20 protein-coding genes, 1 tRNA gene and 1 pseudogene are annotated in these 20,681 nt (G+C 68.2%); 7 read left to right on the plus strand and 15 right to left on the minus strand.

The genetic code is table 11. The features are described from left to right. Positions 1-67: 67 nt before the first annotated feature. Both mazG and ESD82_RS15045 read left to right on the plus strand, forming a co-directional pair. Positions 68-823 carry a nucleoside triphosphate pyrophosphohydrolase gene (gene mazG / locus ESD82_RS15040; protein WP_051419631.1) on the plus strand — a complete coding sequence of 252 codons (756 nt, stop codon included), beginning with the start codon at positions 68-70 and terminating at the stop codon, positions 821-823. A 46-nt stretch (positions 824-869) separates the two neighbouring features. Continuing rightward, positions 870-1,736 (plus strand): phosphotransferase family protein, encoded by an 867-nt coding sequence (locus ESD82_RS15045; protein ID WP_231486744.1) that lies wholly within the window; start codon positions 870-872, stop codon positions 1,734-1,736. Here ESD82_RS15045 and dusA read toward each other — a convergent pair. The 3 genes from dusA to ESD82_RS15060 form a co-directional block, all read right to left on the minus strand. After that, positions 1,720-2,730: a tRNA dihydrouridine(20/20a) synthase DusA gene (gene dusA / locus ESD82_RS15050; RefSeq protein WP_074990643.1), complete on the minus strand. Its 1,011-nt coding sequence runs from the start codon at positions 2,728-2,730 to the stop codon at positions 1,720-1,722. The two genes, ESD82_RS15045 and dusA, sit on opposite strands and share 17 nt — an antisense overlap. Positions 2,731-3,005: 275 nt before the next feature. Next, positions 3,006-3,602: an outer membrane protein gene (locus ESD82_RS15055; RefSeq protein WP_244314588.1), complete on the minus strand. Its 597-nt coding sequence runs from the start codon at positions 3,600-3,602 to the stop codon at positions 3,006-3,008. 341 nt (positions 3,603-3,943) lie between these two features. Continuing rightward, positions 3,944-4,020, minus strand: a tRNA-His gene (locus ESD82_RS15060). Between the two features lie 115 nt (positions 4,021-4,135). On the opposite strand from ESD82_RS15060, the gene ESD82_RS15065 reads away from it, so the two are divergent. Further along, positions 4,136-4,363 carry a DUF6324 family protein gene (locus ESD82_RS15065; protein ID WP_024844535.1) on the plus strand — a complete coding sequence of 76 codons (228 nt, stop codon included), beginning with the start codon at positions 4,136-4,138 and terminating at the stop codon, positions 4,361-4,363. Here the strand turns inward: ESD82_RS15065 and ESD82_RS15070 are convergent. From ESD82_RS15070 to ESD82_RS15105, 8 genes are all read right to left on the minus strand, one after another. Beyond that, complete coding sequence (locus ESD82_RS15070; RefSeq protein ID WP_024844534.1) at positions 4,344-4,820, minus strand: MmcB family DNA repair protein; 477 nt, start codon at positions 4,818-4,820, stop codon at positions 4,344-4,346. The two genes, ESD82_RS15065 and ESD82_RS15070, sit on opposite strands and share 20 nt — an antisense overlap. Before the next feature lie 328 nt (positions 4,821-5,148). Next, the gene (locus tag ESD82_RS15075) at positions 5,149-6,060 is read right to left on the minus strand and encodes a DUF481 domain-containing protein (protein WP_024844533.1); all 912 of its coding nucleotides are present in this window, start codon (positions 6,058-6,060) and stop codon (positions 5,149-5,151) included. A gap of 423 nt (positions 6,061-6,483) precedes the next feature. Then, entirely contained in the window at positions 6,484-6,786 is a 303-nt protein-coding gene (locus ESD82_RS15080; protein WP_147427996.1) for a hypothetical protein, read from the minus strand. An 82-nt stretch (positions 6,787-6,868) separates the two neighbouring features. Then, a complete protein-coding gene (gene nusB / locus ESD82_RS15085; RefSeq protein WP_024844531.1) occupies positions 6,869-7,369 on the minus strand; it encodes a transcription antitermination factor NusB in 501 nt (166 codons plus the stop codon). Continuing rightward, positions 7,366-7,917, minus strand: coding sequence for a 6,7-dimethyl-8-ribityllumazine synthase (locus tag ESD82_RS15090; RefSeq protein ID WP_024844530.1), 552 nt, complete (start codon positions 7,915-7,917; stop codon positions 7,366-7,368). Before ESD82_RS15090 ends, nusB begins: the two co-directional genes overlap by 4 nt. Positions 7,918-7,921: 4 nt before the next feature. Next, positions 7,922-9,040: a 3,4-dihydroxy-2-butanone-4-phosphate synthase gene (gene ribB / locus ESD82_RS15095; RefSeq protein WP_024844529.1), complete on the minus strand. Its 1,119-nt coding sequence runs from the start codon at positions 9,038-9,040 to the stop codon at positions 7,922-7,924. Beyond that, a complete protein-coding gene (locus tag ESD82_RS15100; protein WP_147427995.1) occupies positions 9,030-9,614 on the minus strand; it encodes a hypothetical protein in 585 nt (194 codons plus the stop codon). The genes ribB and ESD82_RS15100 overlap by 11 nt, the downstream gene beginning before the upstream one ends. Continuing rightward, complete coding sequence (locus ESD82_RS15105) at positions 9,614-10,207, minus strand: riboflavin synthase (protein WP_024844527.1); 594 nt, start codon at positions 10,205-10,207, stop codon at positions 9,614-9,616. Before ESD82_RS15105 ends, ESD82_RS15100 begins: the two co-directional genes overlap by 1 nt. 227 nt (positions 10,208-10,434) lie before the next feature. On the opposite strand from ESD82_RS15105, the gene ESD82_RS15110 reads away from it, so the two are divergent. The 3 genes and pseudogenes from ESD82_RS15110 to ESD82_RS15120 all read left to right on the plus strand — a co-directional run bounded on the left by ESD82_RS15110 (position 10,435) and on the right by ESD82_RS15120 (position 15,130). Further along, positions 10,435-11,853: a capsule biosynthesis protein gene (locus tag ESD82_RS15110; RefSeq protein WP_407672830.1), complete on the plus strand. Its 1,419-nt coding sequence runs from the start codon at positions 10,435-10,437 to the stop codon at positions 11,851-11,853. Positions 11,854-12,002: 149 nt separating this feature from the next. Next, positions 12,003-13,133, plus strand: a complete 1,131-nt coding sequence (locus ESD82_RS15115) for a polysaccharide biosynthesis/export family protein (protein ID WP_177209328.1) — start codon at positions 12,003-12,005, stop codon at positions 13,131-13,133. Between the two features lie 4 nt (positions 13,134-13,137). Continuing rightward, positions 13,138-15,130: pseudogene (locus tag ESD82_RS15120) on the plus strand (capsular polysaccharide biosynthesis protein). Between the two features lie 15 nt (positions 15,131-15,145). On the opposite strand, the gene ribD reads toward ESD82_RS15120, so the two are convergent. Both ribD and nrdR read right to left on the minus strand, forming a co-directional pair. After that, on the minus strand, positions 15,146-16,138 hold the full coding sequence (ribD, locus tag ESD82_RS15125; protein ID WP_147428309.1) for a bifunctional diaminohydroxyphosphoribosylaminopyrimidine deaminase/5-amino-6-(5-phosphoribosylamino)uracil reductase RibD: 993 nt from the start codon (positions 16,136-16,138) through the stop codon (positions 15,146-15,148). 14 nt (positions 16,139-16,152) lie between these two features. After that, positions 16,153-16,617: a transcriptional regulator NrdR gene (nrdR, locus tag ESD82_RS15130; protein ID WP_024844522.1), complete on the minus strand. Its 465-nt coding sequence runs from the start codon at positions 16,615-16,617 to the stop codon at positions 16,153-16,155. Positions 16,618-16,865: 248 nt separating this feature from the next. Here nrdR and ESD82_RS15135 point away from each other — a divergent pair, with 248 nt between their 5' ends. Further along, the gene (locus tag ESD82_RS15135; protein WP_147427994.1) at positions 16,866-17,990 is read left to right on the plus strand and encodes a TRAP transporter substrate-binding protein; all 1,125 of its coding nucleotides are present in this window, start codon (positions 16,866-16,868) and stop codon (positions 17,988-17,990) included. Between the two features lie 105 nt (positions 17,991-18,095). Here the strand turns inward: ESD82_RS15135 and ESD82_RS15140 are convergent, their stop codons facing one another. Both ESD82_RS15140 and ESD82_RS15145 read right to left on the minus strand, forming a co-directional pair. After that, positions 18,096-19,982, minus strand: a complete 1,887-nt coding sequence (locus ESD82_RS15140; protein WP_147427993.1) for a TRAP transporter large permease — start codon at positions 19,980-19,982, stop codon at positions 18,096-18,098. After that, positions 19,979-20,602, minus strand: coding sequence for a TRAP transporter small permease subunit (locus tag ESD82_RS15145; RefSeq protein WP_024844519.1), 624 nt, complete (start codon positions 20,600-20,602; stop codon positions 19,979-19,981). The genes ESD82_RS15140 and ESD82_RS15145 overlap by 4 nt, the downstream gene beginning before the upstream one ends. Between the last annotated feature and the right edge of the window lie 79 nt (positions 20,603-20,681).

Consider the following 20,681-nt stretch of genomic DNA (forward strand, 5'->3'; position numbering starts at 1 on the left):
GCCGGACCATCCCGCACTGGCGCGCGATGCGACGGACCGCACCGGAATCCGCCGGCTGCTGGCGATCATGGCCGCGCTGCGCGATCCGCAGACCGGCTGTCCCTGGGACATCGAACAGGATTTCGCCTCGATCGCGCCCTATACCATCGAAGAGGCGCATGAGGTCGCCGACGCCATCGCGCGTGAAGCCTGGGACGAATTGCCCGGCGAGCTGGGCGACCTGCTGCTCCAGGTGGTTTTCCACGCGCAGATGGCGGCCGAGGCGGGCATGTTCGACTTTGCCGATGTGGTCGAGAAGATCTCGGACAAGATGATCGACCGCCACCCGCATATCTTCGGCAACGAATCCCGCGACAAGTCGGCCGCCCAGCAGATCAGGGATTGGGAGGCGATCAAGGCCCGCGAACGCGCGGCCAAGGCGGAACGCGGCGTGCTGGACGGTGTGGCGCTTGGCCTGCCGGCGCTGACCCGCGCGGTCAAGCTGCAGAACCGCGCCGCCCGCGTCGGCTTCGACTGGCCGGGCCCCGCCGAGGTGCTGGACAAGATCACCGAGGAAAGCCGCGAGCTGGTCGAGGCCAGGGGCGGCTCCGATCACGCCCATTTGACCGAGGAATTCGGCGACCTGATGTTCGTGATGGCGAATCTGGCCCGGCATCTGGAGATCGACCCCGAGGAGGCGCTGCGGCTGGCCAATGCCAAGTTCACCCGCCGCTTCCGCGCCATCGAGGCCGCGCTGGCCGCCCAGGGCCGCCGCCCCGAGGACAGCGACCTGGCCGAGATGGACGCGCTGTGGAACGAGGCCAAGGCTGCCGAACGCGCCTGATCCCTCGGCCGCCCTGCCGCCGCTGGCCGGGATCGAGCCGCTGCGCGTGGTCCGCAACCGGCCCGACCGGCTGGTGGTGCAGATCCGGCTGGACGGCCGGCCGGCTTGGCTCAGGCAGTTCCGCGGCGCCGATCCGCCCGCCGGCGTGGCACGGGCGCAGGCGCGGCTGCGCCAGGCGGCCGAGGTGCTGGGCCAGGATCTCGACGCCGTCGCCCCGCCCCTGCTGGCGCTGCCCGAACAAGGCATCCTGATCACCGCCCCGGCACCGGGCCGGCCCGTCGCGCATCTGCTGGCCGAGGCCGGCCCGGCAGAGCGCGCCGCGCTGATCGCCCGCATGGGGTCATGGCTGCGCCGCCTGGCCAGCGCGACGCGCAACCGCGGCACGTTCGGGCCGCGCTTCTGGCTCAATGGGCTGGAGGCCCGGATCGCCGCCGCTTCGGGCGACTGGATCGACCGCGACCTGGTGGCAGGCCATATGCAGCGGATGCGGGCCGAGGCCGCCCGGCTGCGCGGCGCCGCGGTCGAACGCGGGCTTTGCCATGGCGACCTGACGCCCGACAACCTATTCGTGGACGAGCCCCGGCCCGGTGCGCTGCGGCTGACCGCCATCGACATGCAAGGCGCGACCGAGATGGCGCTGGCCCGCGACATGGCGCGGCTGCTGGCCTGGCTGGAAAGCCGGCGCGAGCAGCCGCCGGCACTGGTGCGGGACGGCATCGCCCTGCCCGACTGGCAGGCCCTGACCGGCGTGCCCGGCCTGCTGGCACCGGACCAGGCGCCGATCCTGCGCTTCCTGATCGGGGAGGTGATGCTGGCCTATTACCTCGACAGCGCCCGGCAGCGGTTGCGGCGCCGGGCCCTGGTCCGGGCAATGCGGGCCTGGGCCAAGGCCGAGGTCACGCCGGCGCCATGACCTCGGCCAGCGCCGCGTCATAGACCGCCAGCGCCTCGGCCCGGTCGCGGGCCCGCGATGCGCCTTCGGACAATTGCCGCCGCCAGCCGCGCGCGCCGGGCCGGCCATGGAACAGGCCCAGCATGTGCCGCGTCGCCTGATGCAGCCGCCCGCCCGAGGCCAGATGCGCGTCGACCAGCTCGCGCAGCGCCCGCGCCGCCTCCAGCGGATCGGCAAAGCGCGGCTTCTCGCCCCAGAGCCGGTCAGCCTCGCCCAGCATGTCCCATGGCTGGTGATAGGCCGCGCGCCCGACCATCACCCCATCCATCGCCCGCAGGTGATCGCGCACCGCGTCGAGCGAGGCGATGCCGCCATTGATCGACAGGTGCAGGTCGGGAAACGCCTGTTTCATGCGATGCACCAGCGGATAGTCCAGCGGCGGGATCTCGCGATTCTCGCGCGGGGACAGGCCCTGGAGCCAGGCCTTGCGGGCATGGATGGTCATGCGGCGCACGCCCACGTCACGCATGCGGGCGATGAAATCGGGCAGCACCGCCTCGGGCAGCTGATCGTCCACGCCGATACGGCATTTCACCGTGACCTCGACCGGGCTCGCTGCAACCATCGCCGCGACGCATTCGGCGACCAGGTCCGGCCGGGTCATCAGCACGGCGCCGAAACAGCCCGACTGCACCCGGTCGCTGGGGCAGCCGACGTTCAGGTTGATCTCGTCATAGCCCCAATCGGCGCCGATCCGCGCCGCCTCGGCCAGCTGCGCCGGGTCCGAGCCGCCCAGTTGCAGCGCCACCGGATGCTCGGCCGCGTCGAAATCCAGCAGTTTCGCCCGGTCGCCGTAAACCAGCGCCGGGGCGGTCACCATCTCGGTATAAAGCAGCGCGCGGCGCGACAGCAGCCGGTGGATGCGCCGGCACAGGCTGTCAGTCCAGTCCATCATCGGCGCGACGGAAAGCCTTGCGCTGTTGTTTCTGTTGATGAAATCTTCCGTTTCAGCCATTTTTAGCACTTGCTGCGCCGCTTGATCCCGTCTCGTTCCCGCCTGCGCCTGCCAGGAACGCAGGGCCCATGGCAAATCCCAGGGAACCATCACCCGAGCGCCGTTCCTGGGACGGCATCGCCGTCTATACCGCACCGGCACCGGCTGCGCCACCTTGGGGATGCGGCCGCCGAAATCATCAAGAAGGCTTCCTGCATATTGAAAAGCCGCCCATCCGGGCGGCTTTGATTGTCGCGACAACTCTTGGCCGGTCATAAACGGCCGGCCGGGTTTTGTCAGAACCGATACGACGCCCGGATCTGGACCATATCCGCATCAAGGTCGATGTTGGTGCCGTCGATATCCGAGAAATCGGCATGGCTGTACTCCAGGCCGGCCGAGAAACTGTCGGTCAAAAGGAAATCGGCGCCAATGCCATAGGTCAGGCCGGTTTCCTTGGCATCCTCGTCCGAAAGACGCGCGGCACCCAGGGTCACATAGGGCTGGAACTTGCCCATGTCGTAGCCGGCACGGGCGCGCAGGCGCCACAGGTCCGCGCTGCCGTCGAAATCGTCATGCTCGACATTGTTGTAGTCCAGTTCGCCGCCCAGGACGAACTGGCCGAAATCGTGCAGATAACCAGCATGCAGGCCAAGCGCGTCGAAATCGCCCGCATCGACCGTAACGCCGGGGACCGAGGCGTCGAGGCTGCCCTGCCCGTATTGAAGACCGGCATAGAACCCGGTCCAATCGACATCGGCACGGGTTTGAGCGACGGCAACCGGCTGCTCAACGACAGGAGCGACATATCCCCCGGCAAAGGAGGCGCCCGCAATAAGGCTGGCCAAGGCGGCATAGAATGCAGTTTTAAACTTCATATCTCCGTAAGTCATGCGAATGCTCGCCGGCGACGCATACTGGCAAAGCCGTGCCCGGAAAAGCGGCAAGGAAGCGGAGAGGCGCGATGTGATATTTTTATGACACGCGCATTTGCATGCCATGCCTGCGCCGGGGTTTTCAAACCGCGCCCGACGTTTCCGCGCCCATAAAACGAATGCCGGGAACAGGCCATCCTTGCGGCGGCACCGCAGGCCGCCTGCCCCAAGCAACCGAACGGGGCCCTGCCCTCCTGGAGCGGGAATCACGCGGGCGCAAGCCGTACTGCATTCGGGCGGGTCGTCCCCGGCAGGGTTTGCGATCCGTCCGGCTTCTTCTGCTTGGTGCCTGGTTGCGATGGTACCGCCTCCCCGGCTCGAACGGGGGACCCCCAGATCCACAATCTGGTGCTCTAACCAACTGAGCTAAGGCGGCACAGGCGGGTATCTAGCGCCAGCCACCGGGCTGCGCAAGCCCGTCTTGCCGGAAATTCGCATGCGGGTTAAGGAAAATCCCCGGATCCACGAGGCCGGGCGCCAGGAGAGACAGCATGAGCATCAACAGCCAAAGCGACATCGCCGCCAATCTTCAGATCGGCCCCACCGACCGCGGCATGGTCAGGATCTATGTCGAGGCCGAGAATGTCGACCTGCCGCTGGACTTCGACCCCGACGAGGCCGAGGAAATCGCCGAGGAGCTGCTGGCCGCCGCCGAGGCCGCGCGCAGCATCGGCGGCCCCTCGAAACCCGGCAAGGACGTCAGGAAGCCGCGCCGCTGATTCCCATCGGATCGGTCAGCGCCAGCAGCCGCGCGGTCGAGACGCGGGCGATATCGCGCAAAAGCCGGCTGCGCCGCGCCCCGGCCAGCCGCGATTCGGGGGCCATGCGAACCAGCTCGGCCCCCCAGCTGTCGGCGCGGATCAGGCCCGAACCCTCGGGCAGCAGGTCTTCGGGGAAATCGGCATCCACCGCCCAAAAGAAGCGATCGCAGAACTCCAGGTAGCCCTGCCATTTGCGGTCCGAGATGAAATCGGCCCGGCAGCTCTTGCATTCGACGACCCAGATCTCGCCCTTGGGCGTGACCGAGATCACATCGACCCGCAGCCCGCCCGCGGGCACGAATTCCGGCAGCGCGGCATGGCCCAGCCCGGCCAGCATCCGCGTCACCCCGCGCGCCAGCCGCTGACCCGGCAGGGCGGGCAGGACATCGGCGGTCGGATCGGCAAGGCTGGTCATGCACCCACCATGAACGAAAGGGAAACATTGCGCAAGCCCACCCCGGCCTTGCGGCGTGTCGGCCGCCGTCCTATCTATGGGGCTGGCGGGTTTCTGCTCTTCTCGTGTGCGGCCATCTTTCTCACTGGCCTATAACTTCACCGAGGGGGCTGGCTCTGTCGGGGCCCTGGTCCCGTTATCCGGCGCCCACCTGGATATCCAGGCTTTCGGGGAAACCTGCGCCGCCACGGTCGCTGCGGTTCCCGCCACCGCCTTTCCCTGCGTCGCCAATAAAAAAAGGGCGACCCGAAGGCCGCCCCGGAGAGAGGAGGGATCTTCTTCTGCCTGGTCAGAAACCGTAGACCAGCGACACGCCCAGCGTGTTGTCGGTGCGGATCGCGCGGTCCGAGACATATTCGGTCTTGTAGGACACGCGGGTCGCCAGGGCATCCGACATCTTGAAGTTCAGCCCCAGCTCGTTGGTAGCCGTGTCGTTGCTGTCCGAGGTCAGATAGTCGGTGTCGTTGGTCAGGAAGAAATTCTCGTTGATGCGGTGATAGAACCGCGACGACAGGATGTAGCCGACTTCGGTGTCGGAAACGAAGGGATCGTCGGCGGGTTCATCCAGGTCGACCTTCTTGGTGTAGCGCACGCCGACACCGGCCTGCACGCGCCAGGCGGTGGTGTCGCTGTTGATGATCCGATAGCCCGGACCCACGCCGAGGAAGGCGTCGCGCTTCAGCCGGCCCTCCTGGTCTGCGATCTCTTCGGCGGTCAGCCCGTCGAAATCGCCGGCCAGCCCGTCGGTCGCCACGCGACCCAGGGCAAAGGCATAGAAGCGGTCGTTGATGTTGTAGAGACCGTCATAGATGACATAGGTCTTTTCGGTATCGGTATCGCCGTCGTCATCCTCGCCATATTCCAGCAGGATGCCGACCGATTGCGAGAACGCGCCCTGGTTGTGCGACAGGCGGCCGGCCAGGCTGAAGTCCTGGTTCTCGTTGTTGCCGGTGCGGCCGGCATAGGTCAGCGCGACCGAGCCGAAGGTGCCTTCGCGGCGCTCGGGATTGCCGAAGCGATAGGCGTCGGACGAGCGCTCGAAATCGTCGCGCACCGCATCCTCGACATCGCGCATCTGTTCGTTGACTTCCGTGATCCCGGCGGCGTCGGCGCCCGTGGCGATTTCGGATTGCGCGAAGGCGGGGGCCGAAAATGCGGCGGCCAGGGCCGTGGCACCGGCGAGGTAAGCAAGCGTCTTCATTGTATCAGTCCTTTTCCGAACCGTTTCGTGTCCGTGGCGCCGCCCTTGCGGAACCACGAGCATCTCTGCTGGCTCAGAGGTAGAACCGTCATGCCCGACGATAAAGAGGTCCGGAAAACTGCGCCGAACCTCGCAAAAACGTGAAATTCGGCGGGAACCTGCCCATCGGCGGAAAACGGATCATGCGAAATCGTGATGAAACCTTTTCGCCCGCAGGTTGCACGGCAATTTTTGCCCCGGTCTCAGCCGGGTAACAGGACACCACATGGCTCACGAAATATGACAATCTTCCACGTTGCGGCAGCCGGCTCGGATTGCACAAAAAAAAGGCGCCCGATAGGCGCCTTTCCGAGATGGAATTGTTGCGAAAGGTCCACAGTGGCAAGGCAAAAATGCAGCGCCGCTTCCGAGCCGCCGCGGCGATCAGCGCGGGCCTGCGGCGGGGACCGAGGCCGGCGCCGGACGCCGCCGAATCCGCTGCCGCAGGCCGCCGCCGCGGCCTTCCTTGCGGGCCATCAGCATGATCCGGATGCCGAACTGCACCCCCGAAAACAGGATGGTGTGAAAGACGACCAGCATCAGCACCGCCATCCAGCCGCCGCGCGTGGCCGTCACCAGGTGCCGCAGCGTGCCGACATCCAGCGCCAGAAGCAGCGCGGTGAACACCAGCGCCAGCGCGAAGCCGATGGCGATGCTGACGATGTAAAGCCGGACGAGTTGCGGCATCTTCTTTCCCGGAACAGACAAGCCTGGCCATTCTAGCGCGGATCGCGGCAGAGCCCGAGAAGAAAATCCCGCGCGCCCCGCGTCAGAATGCCTCGGGCCGGGCTTCGCGCGCCATATGGTCCAGCACGGCATTGACGAATTTCGACTCGCGCCCCTCGGCGAAGAAGGCCTGCGCCAGGCGGACATATTCGGCGATGACCACCTTGGGCGGGGTCTTGGGCGTCACCAGTTCGGCGCCCGCGGCACGAAAGACCGAGCGCAGCACCGGGTCGATGCGGTCGATGGGCCATTTTGCCACCAGTGCGCGGTCGGTCATCTGGTCGATCCTGGACTGCCAGGTGACGGCATCGTCGACGATTCGGGTGAACAGCGCCTGATCCGCCTCGGCCGAGACGATGTCGTCGTCCTCGTCCTCGCGGCCGATGCGCCAGTTCAGGAACTCGCGCTGCACCCGGTCGGCGGACTGGCCGCCCGCCTCCATCTGGAACAGCGCCTGCACCGCATAAAGCCGCGCGGCCGCGGCGCGGGCCTGCCGCGCCTGCCGGTCGCCGTCGCGGCGCGTCTTGTCGCCCGGCCCGCTCATGCGTTGCCCGGCCCGTCGATCTCGCCGGCCAGCCGGATCACGTCGCGCGGCACCGAGGCATCGCCGCGCGGCGATTGCCCGGCCCAGCCGCGCTTGAGCGCGATCAGATGCAACGCCGCCGCCGCCGCGCCGCCGCCCTTGTTCTGGCCCTGCGGATCGGCGCGGACCTCGGCCTGGGCGGTGTTCTCGACCGTCAGGATGCCGTTGCCGATGCAATGGCCCTGCAGGCCCAGCAGCATCAGCCCGCGCGAGCTGTCGTTGCATACGGTGTCGTAATGCGTCGTCTCGCCCCGGATCACGCAGCCAAGCGCGACATAGCCGTCATAGAGATTGCGCCCGCCCGCCAGGGCGATGGCCGTGGGAATTTCCAGCGCGCCGGGCACCTCGACCAGATCGACGGTGGCGCCGGCGGATTCGGCCACGGCGCGCGCGCCGGCGATCAGCCCGTCGGCGATCTGGCGGTAATAGGGCGCGACCACGATCAGCAGGCGCGCGCCGCCCTCGATCCGGGGCAGCGGCAATTGGTCATGTTCGATGCTGGCGGCCATGGCGTCACTCTTTGGGAATCGAACGGGTGGAATGGATCGAAAGCCCGTAGGCGTCAAGCCCGACCACCTTCACCGGCGCCGAATTGGTCAGCACCACCAGCTCCGACAGCCCCAGCGCCGAGAGGATCTGCGCCCCCAGCCCGTATTGGCGCAGCACATGCGAGGAGACCTCGTCCTGGCGCGGCAGGCGCGGCTCGAGGTCGCGGAACAGCACCACCACGCCCCGGCCCTCTTCGGCGATGATGCGCATGGCGGCGTCCAGGGTGCCGGCATTCTCGCGCCCGATCCCCAGGACGTCGTGCAGCGGGTCCAGCACATGCATGCGCACCGGCACCGGGCCGGGCGCGGTCAGGTCGCCCTTGGTCAGCACGATATGCTCGGCCCCCGAGGTCTCGTCGGCGAAGATGCGCATCATCCAGTCGCCGCCATGGATCGAATGCACGGCGCGCTGGCCACGCTCGGCGATCAGGTTGTCGTGGCGGCGGCGATAGGCGATCAGGTCGCTGATGGTGCCGATCTTCAGCCCGTGCTTTTGCGCGAATGCCACCAGGTCCGGCAACCGCGCCATGGTGCCGTCCTCGTTCATGATCTCGCAGATCACGCCCGAGGGATTCAGCCCCGCCAGCCGCGCCACGTCGACGGCCGCCTCGGTATGGCCGGCGCGCACCAGCACGCCGCCCTCGCGGGCGCGTAGCGGAAACACGTGGCCGGGCGTGGCGATGTCGGCCGCGCCCTTGCTGGGGTCGATGGCCACCGCGACGGTATGGGCGCGGTCATGGGCCGAGATGCCGGTGGTCACGCCCTCGCGCGCCTCGATGGACATGGTGAAGGCGGTTTCGTGCCGGCTGGAGTTCTTGGGGCTCATCAGCTGCAGGCCGAGCGCGTCGATGCGCGCGCCGGGCAGCGACAGGCAGATCAGCCCGCGGCCATGCGTGGCCATGAAATTGATCGCCTCGGGCGTGGCCATCTGCGCGGGGATGACCAGGTCGCCCTCGTTCTCGCGGTCCTCGTGATCGACCAGGATGAACATGCGGCCGTTGCGGGCCTCGTTGATGATCTCCTCGATGGGAGAGATCGCGTCGGACCAGTCGCGCTCGACCGGTCCCGGCTTTTCATATTGCATCCGCCGCTCCTGCAAAGAACTTCCGACCGGTGACGAAACCCGCCAGACCGCCCGCCACCATCATTTCCCGCTCATGTTCGGTCTCGCCGATCATCAGCACCGCATCGCCGGGCAGGCCCTGCGCCCGCAGCCAGCTTTTCATCCTGTCCCGGACCGCCGACCAGCTGTCGCCGAAGGGCGGCAGCCGTTCGGCCGAGACCGCCCCGATCTGCACCGCGATCGCATCCGGCGCAAGCCCCGGCGCGCAGCCCAGATGCGGCACGGCCGCGCTTTCAGCGATGCGCCGGCGCTCGGCCGCGCCGACGGGCTGCCCGTCGCGGAACACCCCCAGCGCATTCGTCGAATAGAGAAAGGCCACCAGGTCGCGCCCGGTCGTCGCCCGCACCCCGGCATAGGTCTTGTAGTCCAGGCCCAGCGCCTTGGCCCGGCGCAGCTGCAGGCGCAGGCGCACCACCTCGACCGGCAACCGCGCGCCCAGCAACTCGCGCCGCGCCACGGACCAGGCATGGGCACGAAAGCCGCGCCCCGCCTCGGGGGACAGCGCCGGGCCGCGGTTATGGCCGATCCCGGCCATCACCCCGCCTCGGCCAGCCGCGCGACATAGCGCGCCAGCGTGTCGATTTCCAGGTTCACCGCGTCGCCCGGCCGCGCCGCGCCCCAGGTGGTCACGGCCTGGGTGTGGGGGATGACGTTCACGCCGAAACGCTCGCCCTCGACCTCGTTCACCGTCAGCGAGGTGCCGTTCAGCGCCACCGAGCCCTTGGGCGCGATGAAGCGCGCCAGCGCCCTGGGCGCGCGCAGGGTGATACGGGTGCTGTCGCCCTCGTCGCGCATCTCCTCGATCAGCGCGACGCCGTCGACATGGCCCGAGACGATATGACCGCCCAGCTCGTCGCCGACGCGCAGCGCGCGTTCCAGGTTCAGCCGCTTGCCGGGCGCCCAGCCGTTCGCACCGATATTGGTCTTCGAGATGGTCTCGGCCGAGATGTCCACGTCGAACCAGTCCGCCCCCTTCTCGACCACGGTCAGGCAGATGCCGTCGCAGGCGATCGAGGCGCCCAGATCGACCCCCGCCATCTCGTAATGGCAGGAAATCCGCGCCCGCATGTCGCCGCGCATCTCGACGCGGGAAACCTCGCCGATATCGGTGATGATGCCGGTAAACATGAACGCTCCCTTCCTGTGGCTGCCAGAGAACTAGAGCCTTGGCGCATGATCTTCAAGCAAAGCCGCAGCCGCGGCGCCACGTCGGTTAAGCAAAATCAGGAAAGGCCGTGACAGCGGCGGGATTTTGGTGCAATCAGGGGGCATATGACCTCGGTGGCTGGGCCCCGCCTGCAGCGAAAAGCCCGAATTCCTGAAAAAAACAACACCAGGCTCATATGCTGAATTCCATGACCGCCCCTCGCCATTTCCGCGATCTGCGCGCCGCCCCGGCGCCCGCGGCTTCCCCGCGCCCGCTTGCCCCGCCCGATCCGCCGCCGCAGCAGCAGCGCAAGCTGGTCCCGGTGGCGGCGACCGCCGCCTTGCCCGCCGGCAAGCGCGTCTTCCTGATGTTGCAGGGGCCGCACGGCCCGTTCTTCGACCGCGTCGGCCGGCTGTTGCGCGATGCCGGCGCCCAGGTCTGGCGCGTCGGCTTCAACGCCGGCGACGAATTCTTCTGGTCCGACGCGCCCCGGTTCATCCGCCACGGCAGCGGGCCCGAGGACTGGCCCGACCACCTGGACCGCATCATCACCGAAAAAGGCGTGACCGACATCGTGCTTTACGGCGACGTCCGCCCGGTCCATGGCGCCGCGCGCGAGGCGGCGCGGCGCCACGACCTGGTGCTGCATGTCTTCGAGGAAGGCTATCTGCGCCCTTTCTGGATCACCTATGAGCGCGGCGGCTCGAACGGGCATTCCGCGCTGATGCGCATCCCCCTGCGCGAGATGCGCAACGCGCTGCGCAACCGCGTGGCCGAGATGCACCGACCGCCGGCGCGCTGGGGCGACATGCGCCAGCACAAGTTCTATGGCGCGCTCTATCATTTCCTGGTGCTGGTGGCGAACCGCCGCTATCCCGGCTACCGCACCCACCGCCAGATCGGCGTGTTCCAGGAGTTCCGGCTGAACCTGCGCCGCTTCCTGCTGACGCCCTTTCATGCCCTGGCCCGCATGCGCGAGGCGGGCGCGGTGCGGCGCGGCGGCTTTCCCTATGTGCTGGTGCTGATGCAGCTGGAACATGATTCCAACTTCGTCGCCCATTCCCCCTATCGCCGCATGTCCGAATTCACCGACGAGGTGCTGACCGCCTTCGCCCGTTCGGCGCCGCGCCATCACCGCATCGTCTTCAAGGCGCATCCACTGGAGGACGGGCGCGGCGGCATCCGCCACGCCATCCTGACCAGGGCCCGCGACCTGGGGATCGAGGACCGGGTCCATTTCGTGCGCGGCGGCAAGCTGGCGCGGCTTCTGAACCAGGCCCATGCGGCGGTGACGGTGAACTCCACCGCCGCGCAGCAGGCGCTGTGGCGCGGGTTGCCGGTCAAGGCCATGGGCAATGCGGTCTTTGACAAGCCCGGCCTGGTTTCGGACCAGAGCCTCGACGAATTCCTGTACGATCCGCGCCCACCCCATGCGCTGGCCTATCGCCGCTATCGCGACTTCCTGTTGGAAAGCAGCCAGGTTCCGGGCGGCTTTTACGCCGCGCGGTCCCGCGCCCACGCGCTGCGCATCGTGGTGGACATGATCCTGGCGCCCGAGGATCCCTATCAGGCGCTTTTCGCCGGGCGCGGCAAATATCGGCAACAGATGGACGGCAAGGACGATTGAGCCGGGTAAAAATATGGAAAACCCCCGGTTGCTGGGTTAACGTGCGGCAAAATACGACCTGCGATCCGGGAATCGCACGAGAGGACAGGAGCAACAGTTTGACGCAAGCCATTTTTTCGCCTCTTCGGTCCGGCGCGGCGCCGGTCCGCATGCGCCGCAACCTTGGCTCGCGCCTGGCACGGGCGGCTATCCTGGGGGGGATGCTTCTCGTCTCGGCTTGCGGCCTGCCGCGCTCGGGCCCGACAAAGGGCCAGATCATGTCCGGCGCGGTGGAAAAGGGCGGCAGCACGCATATCGTGCATGTCGACGACCGGGTGAACCGGGCGGCGAACTATACCCCCGCCTATGGCTTCTCGGCCGATTTCCGCAATGCCGGCACGGTCGCCGCCGACGACATCCGGCCCGGCGACGTGCTGGGGCTGTCGATCTGGGAAAACGTCGATGACGGGCTGCTGGCCTCGATGGGGACAAGCTCGACCCAGCTGACCGAATTGCAGGTGGACAGCGAGGGCTATATCTTCGTGCCCTATGCCGGCCGGGTGCTGGCCGCCGGCAACAGCCCCGAGCAGCTGCGCCGCATCATCACCCAGAAGCTGGAAACCCAGACCCCCGATCCGCAGGTCATGGTCACGCGCGTCGCCGGCGACGGCGCCACCGTCTCGGTCATGGGCAAGGTCACGGCGCAGGGCGTCTATCCGATCGAGCGCCCGACCCGCACGCTTTCGGCCATGCTGTCGCGCTCGGGCGGGGTCTCGATCGAGCCCGAGATCGCCGTGGTCACGGTCAAGCGCGGCAATTCTAGCGGCAAGGTCTGGCTGCGCGACCTGTATTCCAACGCTCGCAACGACATCGCGCTGCGCCCCGGCGACGTGATCCTGGTCGAGGAGGACGAGCGCAGCTTCACCGCGCTCGGCGCGCTTGGCGGCCAGACCAAGGTGCCGCTGGGCAATGAACAGATCAACGCCATCGAGGCGGTGGCGATGGTCGGCGGGCTCAGCACCTCGCTGGCCGATCCAAAGGGCGTCTTCGTGCTGCGCGATGAGCCGCCGGCGGTGGCCCGCGCCGTGCTGGGCCGCGGCGACATCCAGGGCAGCCAGCGCGTCGCCTATGTGCTGGACCTGACCAAGCCCGACGGCATGTTCCTGGCACGCGATTTCGTCATCCGCGACGGCGACACCGTCTATGTGACCGAGGCGCCCTTCGTGCAATGGCGCAAGACGCTGCAGTCGATCCTGGGCACCGCCACCGAGGTCAGCGCGGTGGACAGCGCCTTCGAGTAAGGGCGTGGAGCAGAATGACCATGCCGCCGGGGATTCCCGGCGGCTTTTCATATGCAACGGCGGTTTCCTAACCCGGCCGCGCCTGCGCCGCATCCTGCAGCTGGCCGGCTGGTCGCTGCGCATCGGCCTGCCCGGCCCCGGCGATCATGTCGGCATCTGGGGCGACAGCCCGACTGCCTGGCGCGGCAAGGCCCTGGCCGCCCGCCGCGGCGCCCGGCTGGTGCGGATCGAGGATGCCTTCCTGCGCTCGGTCCTGCCGGGGCGGGCGCGCGGCCCGGTGGCGGGGCGCGGGCCCATCGGGTTGCTGATCGACCCCTCGGGACTGCATTTCGACCCCGATACCCCTTCGCTGATCGAAACCCTGGTGCATGCGCCCGCCACACAGGCGCAACTGGACCGCGCGCGACAGGGAATCGCGCGGCTCATCGCCGCCGACCTGTCGAAATACAACGCGCATCTGCCCCAGGTCGCACCGCCCGCCGGCGGCTACGCGCTGGTCATCGACCAGACCCGCGGCGACGCCTCGCTGCGCGGGGCCGGCCAGGCGGATTTCCGGGCCATGCTGGAGGCCGCGCGCGACGAGAATCCCGGCCTGCCGCTGGTGGTTCGCAGCCACCCCGAGACCGCGCGCGGCCTGCGTCCCGGCCATTTCAGCCCCGCCGACCTGCGCCCCGGCGAGATCCTTTGCGACAGCGCCGTCTCGCCCTGGGCGCTGCTTCGGGGCGCGGCGCGGGTCTATGCCTATTCCTCGCAGCTGGGCTACGAGGCGATGCTGGCCGGCCACCGGCCGCGCATCTTCGGCCGCCCCTTCTATGCCGGCTGGGGCCTGACGGATGACCAGCACCCGATTCCGCGCCGCCGCCCCGCCAGCATCGAGCAGCTTTTTGCCGCCAGCCACCTGCTTGCCCCGGTCTGGTATGATCCCTGCCGGGACCGGCTGACGGATTTCGAGGGCGCGCTGGCGCAGATCGAGGCCGAGGCCCGCGCCTGGCGCCAGGACCATGCCGGACACCTGGCCCATGGCATCCGGCTGTGGAAACGGCCCTTCATGGCACGGTTCTTTGGCAGCGGCCGTGGGGTGCGCTTTGCCGCCAAACCGGGGCCGGGGGTGACGATGGCCTGGGCGGGGCGGGCTGACCAGGTGCCCGGCGCGCTGCGCATCGAGGACGGCTTCCTGCGCTCGCGCGGGCTGGGGGCGGCGCTGGTCCCGCCGCTGTCGCTGGTCGCCGACGACCTGGGCATCTATTACGACCCCGGCCGCGAAAGCCGGTTCGAGCGGCTGATGGCCGAGCCCCTGCCCCCCTGGCGGGGGCGAGCGGGCGCTGCACCTGGCCCGGCTGCTGGTCGAGGCCGGGATCACCAAATACAACCTGTCCGGCGAGCCGCCCGACCTGCCGCCCGGCCGCCGCATCCTGGTGCCGGGCCAGGTCGAGGACGATGCCTCGATCCGCCTGGGCGCGGGGCGCGAGCGCAGCAACCTGGCCCTGCTGGAACGCACCCGGGCCGAGAATCCCAACGCGGTGCTGGTCTACAAGCCGCATCCCGATGTCGAGGCCGGGCTGCGTCCCGGCCTGGTCCCCGAGGCCGAATTGCGCCGGCTGGCCGATGTCGTCGCCCGCAACAGCGCCGCCGACGCGCTGATGGGCCAGGTCGACGAGGTCTGGACCATGACCTCGACCCTGGGGTTCGAGGCGCTTCTGCGCGGCCTGCCCGTCACCACCTTGGGCGCGCCCTTCTATGCCGGCTGGGGGCTGACCCGCGACCTGGGGCCGGTGCCGGCGCGCCGGCAGGTGCGGGCCGATCTGGCCAGGCTGGCCCATGCCGCGCTGATCGCCTATCCGCGCTATTACGACCCGGTCAGCCGCCTGCCCTGCCCGCCCGAGGTGGCGCTGGACCGGCTGCGCGACCCGGCATTCGGTGCAGGCGGCCCGACGCTGCGGCTGCTTGCCAAGGCGCAGGGCGTGCTGGCCGGCCATGCCTGGATCTGGCGGCGCTAGGCCGTGATCAATTGATCAACAGCCCACCGCTTCATCGCGCAGCCAGCGATGCATGACATCGAGCCCGATCCGGCGCGTCTCGGCCAGCCGGAAGCGCGGCGCGTCGGCCAGGCGCTCCAGCCCCAGCACGCCGATGCCGGCGCGGCCGTCGCCGCCCAGCACCAGCCCGGCGCTGTAGCCGATCAGCTGGTCCACCAGCCCCGCGCGCAGCAAGGCGGCCGCCAGCACCCCGCCGCCTTCGCACAGCACGCGGGTCAGGCCGCGGGCGCCGAGTTCGGCCATGACATCCTCGGGCCGGCCGGCGAGTTGCCAGAGCGGGCCATGCCGCAGCCCCTCGGCCGGCAGATCGGGCAAGGGGCGCGACGAGAGCACGATCCGCACCGGCTGCCGCACCGGGCCGAAGCCGCGCACGTTCAGCCCCGGCCGATCGGCGCGCGCCGTCTCGCCGCCGACCATCACCGCGTCATGGGCCAGGCGCAGGGCGTGGACATGGCGGCGGGCCTCTGCCCCGGTGATCCATTGGCTTTCGCCCGCTGCGGTGGCGATGCGGCCGTCGAAACTGGCGGCGAGCTTCAGCGTCAGCATCGGCCGGCCGCGCTGGATGCGGCTCAGGAAGCCCTGCTGCACCGCGCGCGCCTCGGCCTCGCAGACCCCTTCGCTCACCTCGATCCCGGCGGCGCGCAGGATGGCATGGCCGCGGCCGGCCACGCGCGGGTCGGGATCGGTCAGCGCGGTGACGACGCGGGCGACACCCGAACGCAGCAGCGCCTCGGCGCAGGGCGGGGTCTTGCCGTGATGGGCACAGGGCTCCAGCGTGACATAGGCAGTGGCGCCTTGCGCCGCCTCGCCGGCCTGGGCCAGCGCCATTGCCTCGGCATGCGGACGCCCGCCGGGCTGGGTCCAGCCGCGCCCGACCACCACGCCGCCCCGCACCAGCACGCAGCCCACGGCCGGGTTGGGCCAGACATTGCCCAGGCCGCGCCGGGCCAAGGCCAGCGCGTGCCGCATGTGGCGCCGGTCGATCACTCCTCGGCCGTTTGCGGGCGCAGTTCCGAGACGAACTTGTCGAAATCGTCCGCCGCCTGGAAGTTCTTGTAGACGCTGGCAAAGCGCACATAGGAAACCGTGTCGATCCGGGCCAGCGTCTCCATCACGATCTCGCCGATGACCTTCGAGGGGATGTCGGTGTCGCCCATGCTTTCCAGCCGGCGCACGATGCCCGAGATCATCTGGTCGATGCGCTCGGGTTCGATCGGGCGCTTCTGCATGGCGATGCGGATCGAGCGTTCCAGCTTGGCGCGGTCGAAATCCTCGCGCCTGCCGTTGGACTTGACCACGACCAGATCGCGCAGCTGCACCCGCTCATAGGTGGTGAAGCGGCCGCCGCAGGCCGGGCAGAAGCGGCGCCGGCGGATCGCCACATTGTCTTCGGCCGGACGCGAATCCTTGACCTGCGTATCGACATTTCCACAGAAAGGACAGCGCATCCCTTGTTCCCCCAAAGCCCCGGACCCCTGCCAGTATAGGCAAGCCCAAACCGCTTGGGTAGTGCGTTGAACGTCCCACAAGATCGGCGATGCCACGCACCCGCCGGCCTGACGCTGCGGCAATTGCGCAAGCGCGGTGCAGAAGCGGCAAAAACCCGGCACTGGCGTCTCGACAGGCTGTTCGGTCGCATGCAACATTCGCCGCGATATCGGCCGCCAGGAGAGGGCCGATCAACGCGGAGGAACCCATGAAGACAACCAACCAGTTCGGCCGGCGCGCCTTTCTGACCCGCGCCACGGTTGGCGGCGCGACTGCAGCGGCCGGGGCTGCGCTTGCCGCGCCCGCCATCGCGCAGGAGATGCCCGAGGTGAAATGGCGCCTGACCTCGGCCTTCCCCAAGTCGCTGGACACGATCTATGGCGGGGCCGAGGTGCTGTCGAGATACCTGTCCGAGGCCACGGGCGGCAAGTTCCAGCTCCAGGTCTTTGCCGGCGGCGAGATCGTGCCCGGCCTGCAGGCCCAGGACGCCGTCACCGACGGCACGGTCGAGGCCTGCCACACCGTCGGCTATTACAGCTGGGGCAAGGATCCGACCTTTGCGCTGGGTTCGGCCGTGCCCTTCGCCCTGTCGGCCCGCGCCATGAACGCCTGGCAGTATCACGGCGGCGGCATCGATCTTTACAACGAGTTCCTGGCCAACCATAATATTTTCGGCCTGCCGGGCGGCAATACCGGCGTGCAGATGGGCGGCTGGTTCCGCAAGGAAATCAACGCCGTGAGCGATCTTCAGGGCCTGAAGATCCGCGTCGGCGGCTTTGCCGGCCGGGTGCTGGAGCGCCTGGGCGCCGTGCCGCAGCAGATCGCCGGCGGCGACATCTATCCGGCGCTGGAAAAGGGCACCATCGACGCCTCGGAATGGGTCGGCCCCTATGACGACCTGAAGCTGGGCTTCTTCAAGGTGGCGCCCTATTACTATTACCCCGGCTGGTGGGAAGGCGGCCCGACGGTGCATTTCTTCTTTGCCAAGGAGAAATACGAATCGCTGCCCGAGAACTACAAGTCGCTGCTGCATACCGCCTGCCGGGCGGTCGATGCCGACATGCTGCAGAAATACGACCACCTGAACCCCACGGCGCTGAAGGAACTGGTGGCCTCGGGTGCGCAGCTGCGCCCGTTCAGCGCCGAGATCCTGGATGCCTGCTACAAGGCCGCGAACGAGGTCTATGCCGAGCTGGAGGCCTCGAACGCGCCCTTCAAGAAGATCTGGGATTCGATCAAGGTGGCGCGGGGCGAGTGGTATCTCTACAACCAGACGTCCGAATATACCTATGACACCTTCATGATGATCCAGCAGCGCAACGGCACGCTCTGAACCGGTGCCGGGTTGCAATCGGGCCGCCGCGAGAAATCGCGGCGGCCCTTTTCGTTTCAGGCAGCGACAAAGGAAAAAGGCGGCCCCAAGGCCGCCTTTCCCCTGTCAGTTTCCTGCCGGTTGCTGCGGGGCCGTCAGACCCGGCGGCGGACCGGAAAGGCCGCCCAGCCCACCCAGGTCGGGCGCGGCGGGGGCTGGCGCCGTGGCGCCATCCGCCGGGGCGGGCGTAGCCGGAGCCGGGGTTGCGGGCGTGCCGAAATCCGGCGGACTGTCTAGCCCGCCCGGGGCGGGAATGCCGCCCGGCGCAGGGCCTCCGGGCGCGGCCGGCTGGCCGAAGGGATCGCCCAGACCGCCAAGCCCGCCCAGGCCCCCAAGCCCGCCGCCGCCCGAGGGGATCTCGATGCGGACATTCGAAGTGTCGACCACCGCGCCCTTGTAATGCATGACCAGCCCGGGGAAGGCCATGACGACGGCGACCATGACCAGCTGGATGCAGACATAGGGCACCGCGCCCCAATAGATCTGCCCGGTGGTCACCGGCTGCATCATCTGCCCGGTGACCTTGTCGCGATAGGGCGATTTCGGCGCCACCGAGCGCAGGAAGAACAGCGAGAAGCCGAAGGGCGGGTGCATGAAGCTGGTCTGCATGTTCACCCCCAGCAGTACGCCGAACCAGATCAGGTCGATGCCCATCGCCTGCGCCGCCGGGGCCAGCAGCGGCACGATGATGAACGCGAGCTCGAAGAAGTCGAGGAAGAAGGCCAGCAAAAAGACCAGCACCGACACCGCGATCAGGAAGCCGTATTCGCCGCCGGGCAGCGAGGTCAGCAGATGTTCGACCCAGATATGCCCGTTCACGCCGTAGAAGGTCAGCGAGAACACCCGCGCCCCGATCAGGATGAACATGACAAAGGCCGACAGCCGCGTGGTCGCCAGCAGCGCCTGGCGGATCACGTCATAGCTGAGCCGGTTCTTGACCCCTGCCAGCAGCAGCGCGCCGACCGCGCCCATGGCCCCGCCCTCGGTCGGCGTGGCGATGCCCAGGAAGATCGTGCCCAGCACCAGGAAGATCAGCGCCAGCGGCGGGATCAGCACGATGATGACCTGCTGCGCCAGCCGCGACATCAGGTTGATCCTCAGCGCCCGGTCCAGCAGCGCCAGCACATAGATCACGATCACTGCCAGCGCCGGCGCCAGGATGTCGGCATCGCGCCCATGCGTCGGGTAGAGCCAGCGGAAGGCCAGCCAGGCCCCGCCGACGGTCAGTGCCAGCGCCACGAAAAGCGAGGTCACGCCCGAGCCCAGCGTCCGCGCCTCTTTCGGCAGGGCCGGCAGGCTGCTCGGGCGGATCAGCGACATCACGAAGATGTAGGACAGGTAGATCCCGGTCAGCACCAGGCCGGGGATCAGCGCGCCCTTGTACATGTCGCCCACCGACCGGCCGAGCTGGTCGGCCAGCACGATCAGCACCAGCGAGGGCGGGATGATCTGCGCCAGCGTCCCCGAAGCGGCGATGGTGCCCGAGGCGATGCGCCGGTCATAGCCATAGCGCAGCATGATCGGCAGCGAGATCAGCCCCATGGCGATGACCGAGGCCGCGACCACGCCGGTCGTCGCCGCCAGGAGCGCGCCGACGATGATCACCGCATAGGCCAGGCCGCCGCGGATCGGGCCGAAAAGCTGGCCCACCGTGTCCAGCAGATCCTCGGCCATGCCGGATTTCTCCAGCACGATGCCCATGAAGGTGAAGAAGGGGATGGCCAGCAATGTCTCGTTCGACATCACCCCCCATAACCGCTCGGGCATGGCGTTCAGCAAGGGCCAGCTGAGGTTGATGTTGCCGCCCGACAGCGGCGCCAGTTCGACGCCGATGACGAAGAACAACAGCCCGTTCGCCGCCAGCGCGAAGGCCACCGGATAGCCGAAGAGCAGGAAGATCACCAGCGAGGCAAACATGATCGGCGCCATGTTCTGCGCGATGAAGACCATCATTTGCGAGTCTCCTCGCCCGGTTTCTCGTCCTCGATCGCCGCCTGCATCTCGCGCACCATGATGTCGCCCTCCATGGCGGCGGCCTCATGGGCCGAGACGAAGGGGGTGGGATCCTCGATCAGGCCGCGCATGACGGCGATCTTCTTGATGATCTCGGAAATGCCCTGGAAGAACAGCATGATGAAGCCGGCCAGCAACAGCATCTTGGCCGGCCACAGCACCAGCCCCCCGGCATTGGTCGAGACCTCGCCCCGGTAATAGGAGCGCATCGCCCAGGGGTAGAGATACCAGATCATCAGCGTGACGAAGGGCATCAGGAAGAACACATGCCCGATCAGGTCAATCCAGTGCTGCCGGCGCCGCCGCCAGAGGCCGTAGATGATGTCGATGCGGATATGCTCGTTCTCCTTCAGCGTATAGGCCGCGGCGCCCAGGAAGGCGGCGCCATAGAGATACCATTGCAACTCCAGCCAGGCATTGGACGAGGTGTTCAGCACCTTGCGGATGACTGCATTCCCGGCGCTGACCAGCACGGCGACCAGGATCAGCCAGCTTGCGCTGCGGCCGATGGCCGAATTGACGCGGTCGATGCCGCGAGAAAGCCCCAGCAGGGCACCCATATGAAAAACCTCCCCCAAAACTATGGCCGCCTCTTGCCGTGGCGGGCGGCGGATAATCCCGACCTTTCATGTAGCCGTT

This window comes from Paracoccus pantotrophus (genome assembly GCF_008824185.1).
GTDB lineage: Bacteria > Pseudomonadota > Alphaproteobacteria > Rhodobacterales > Rhodobacteraceae > Paracoccus > Paracoccus pantotrophus.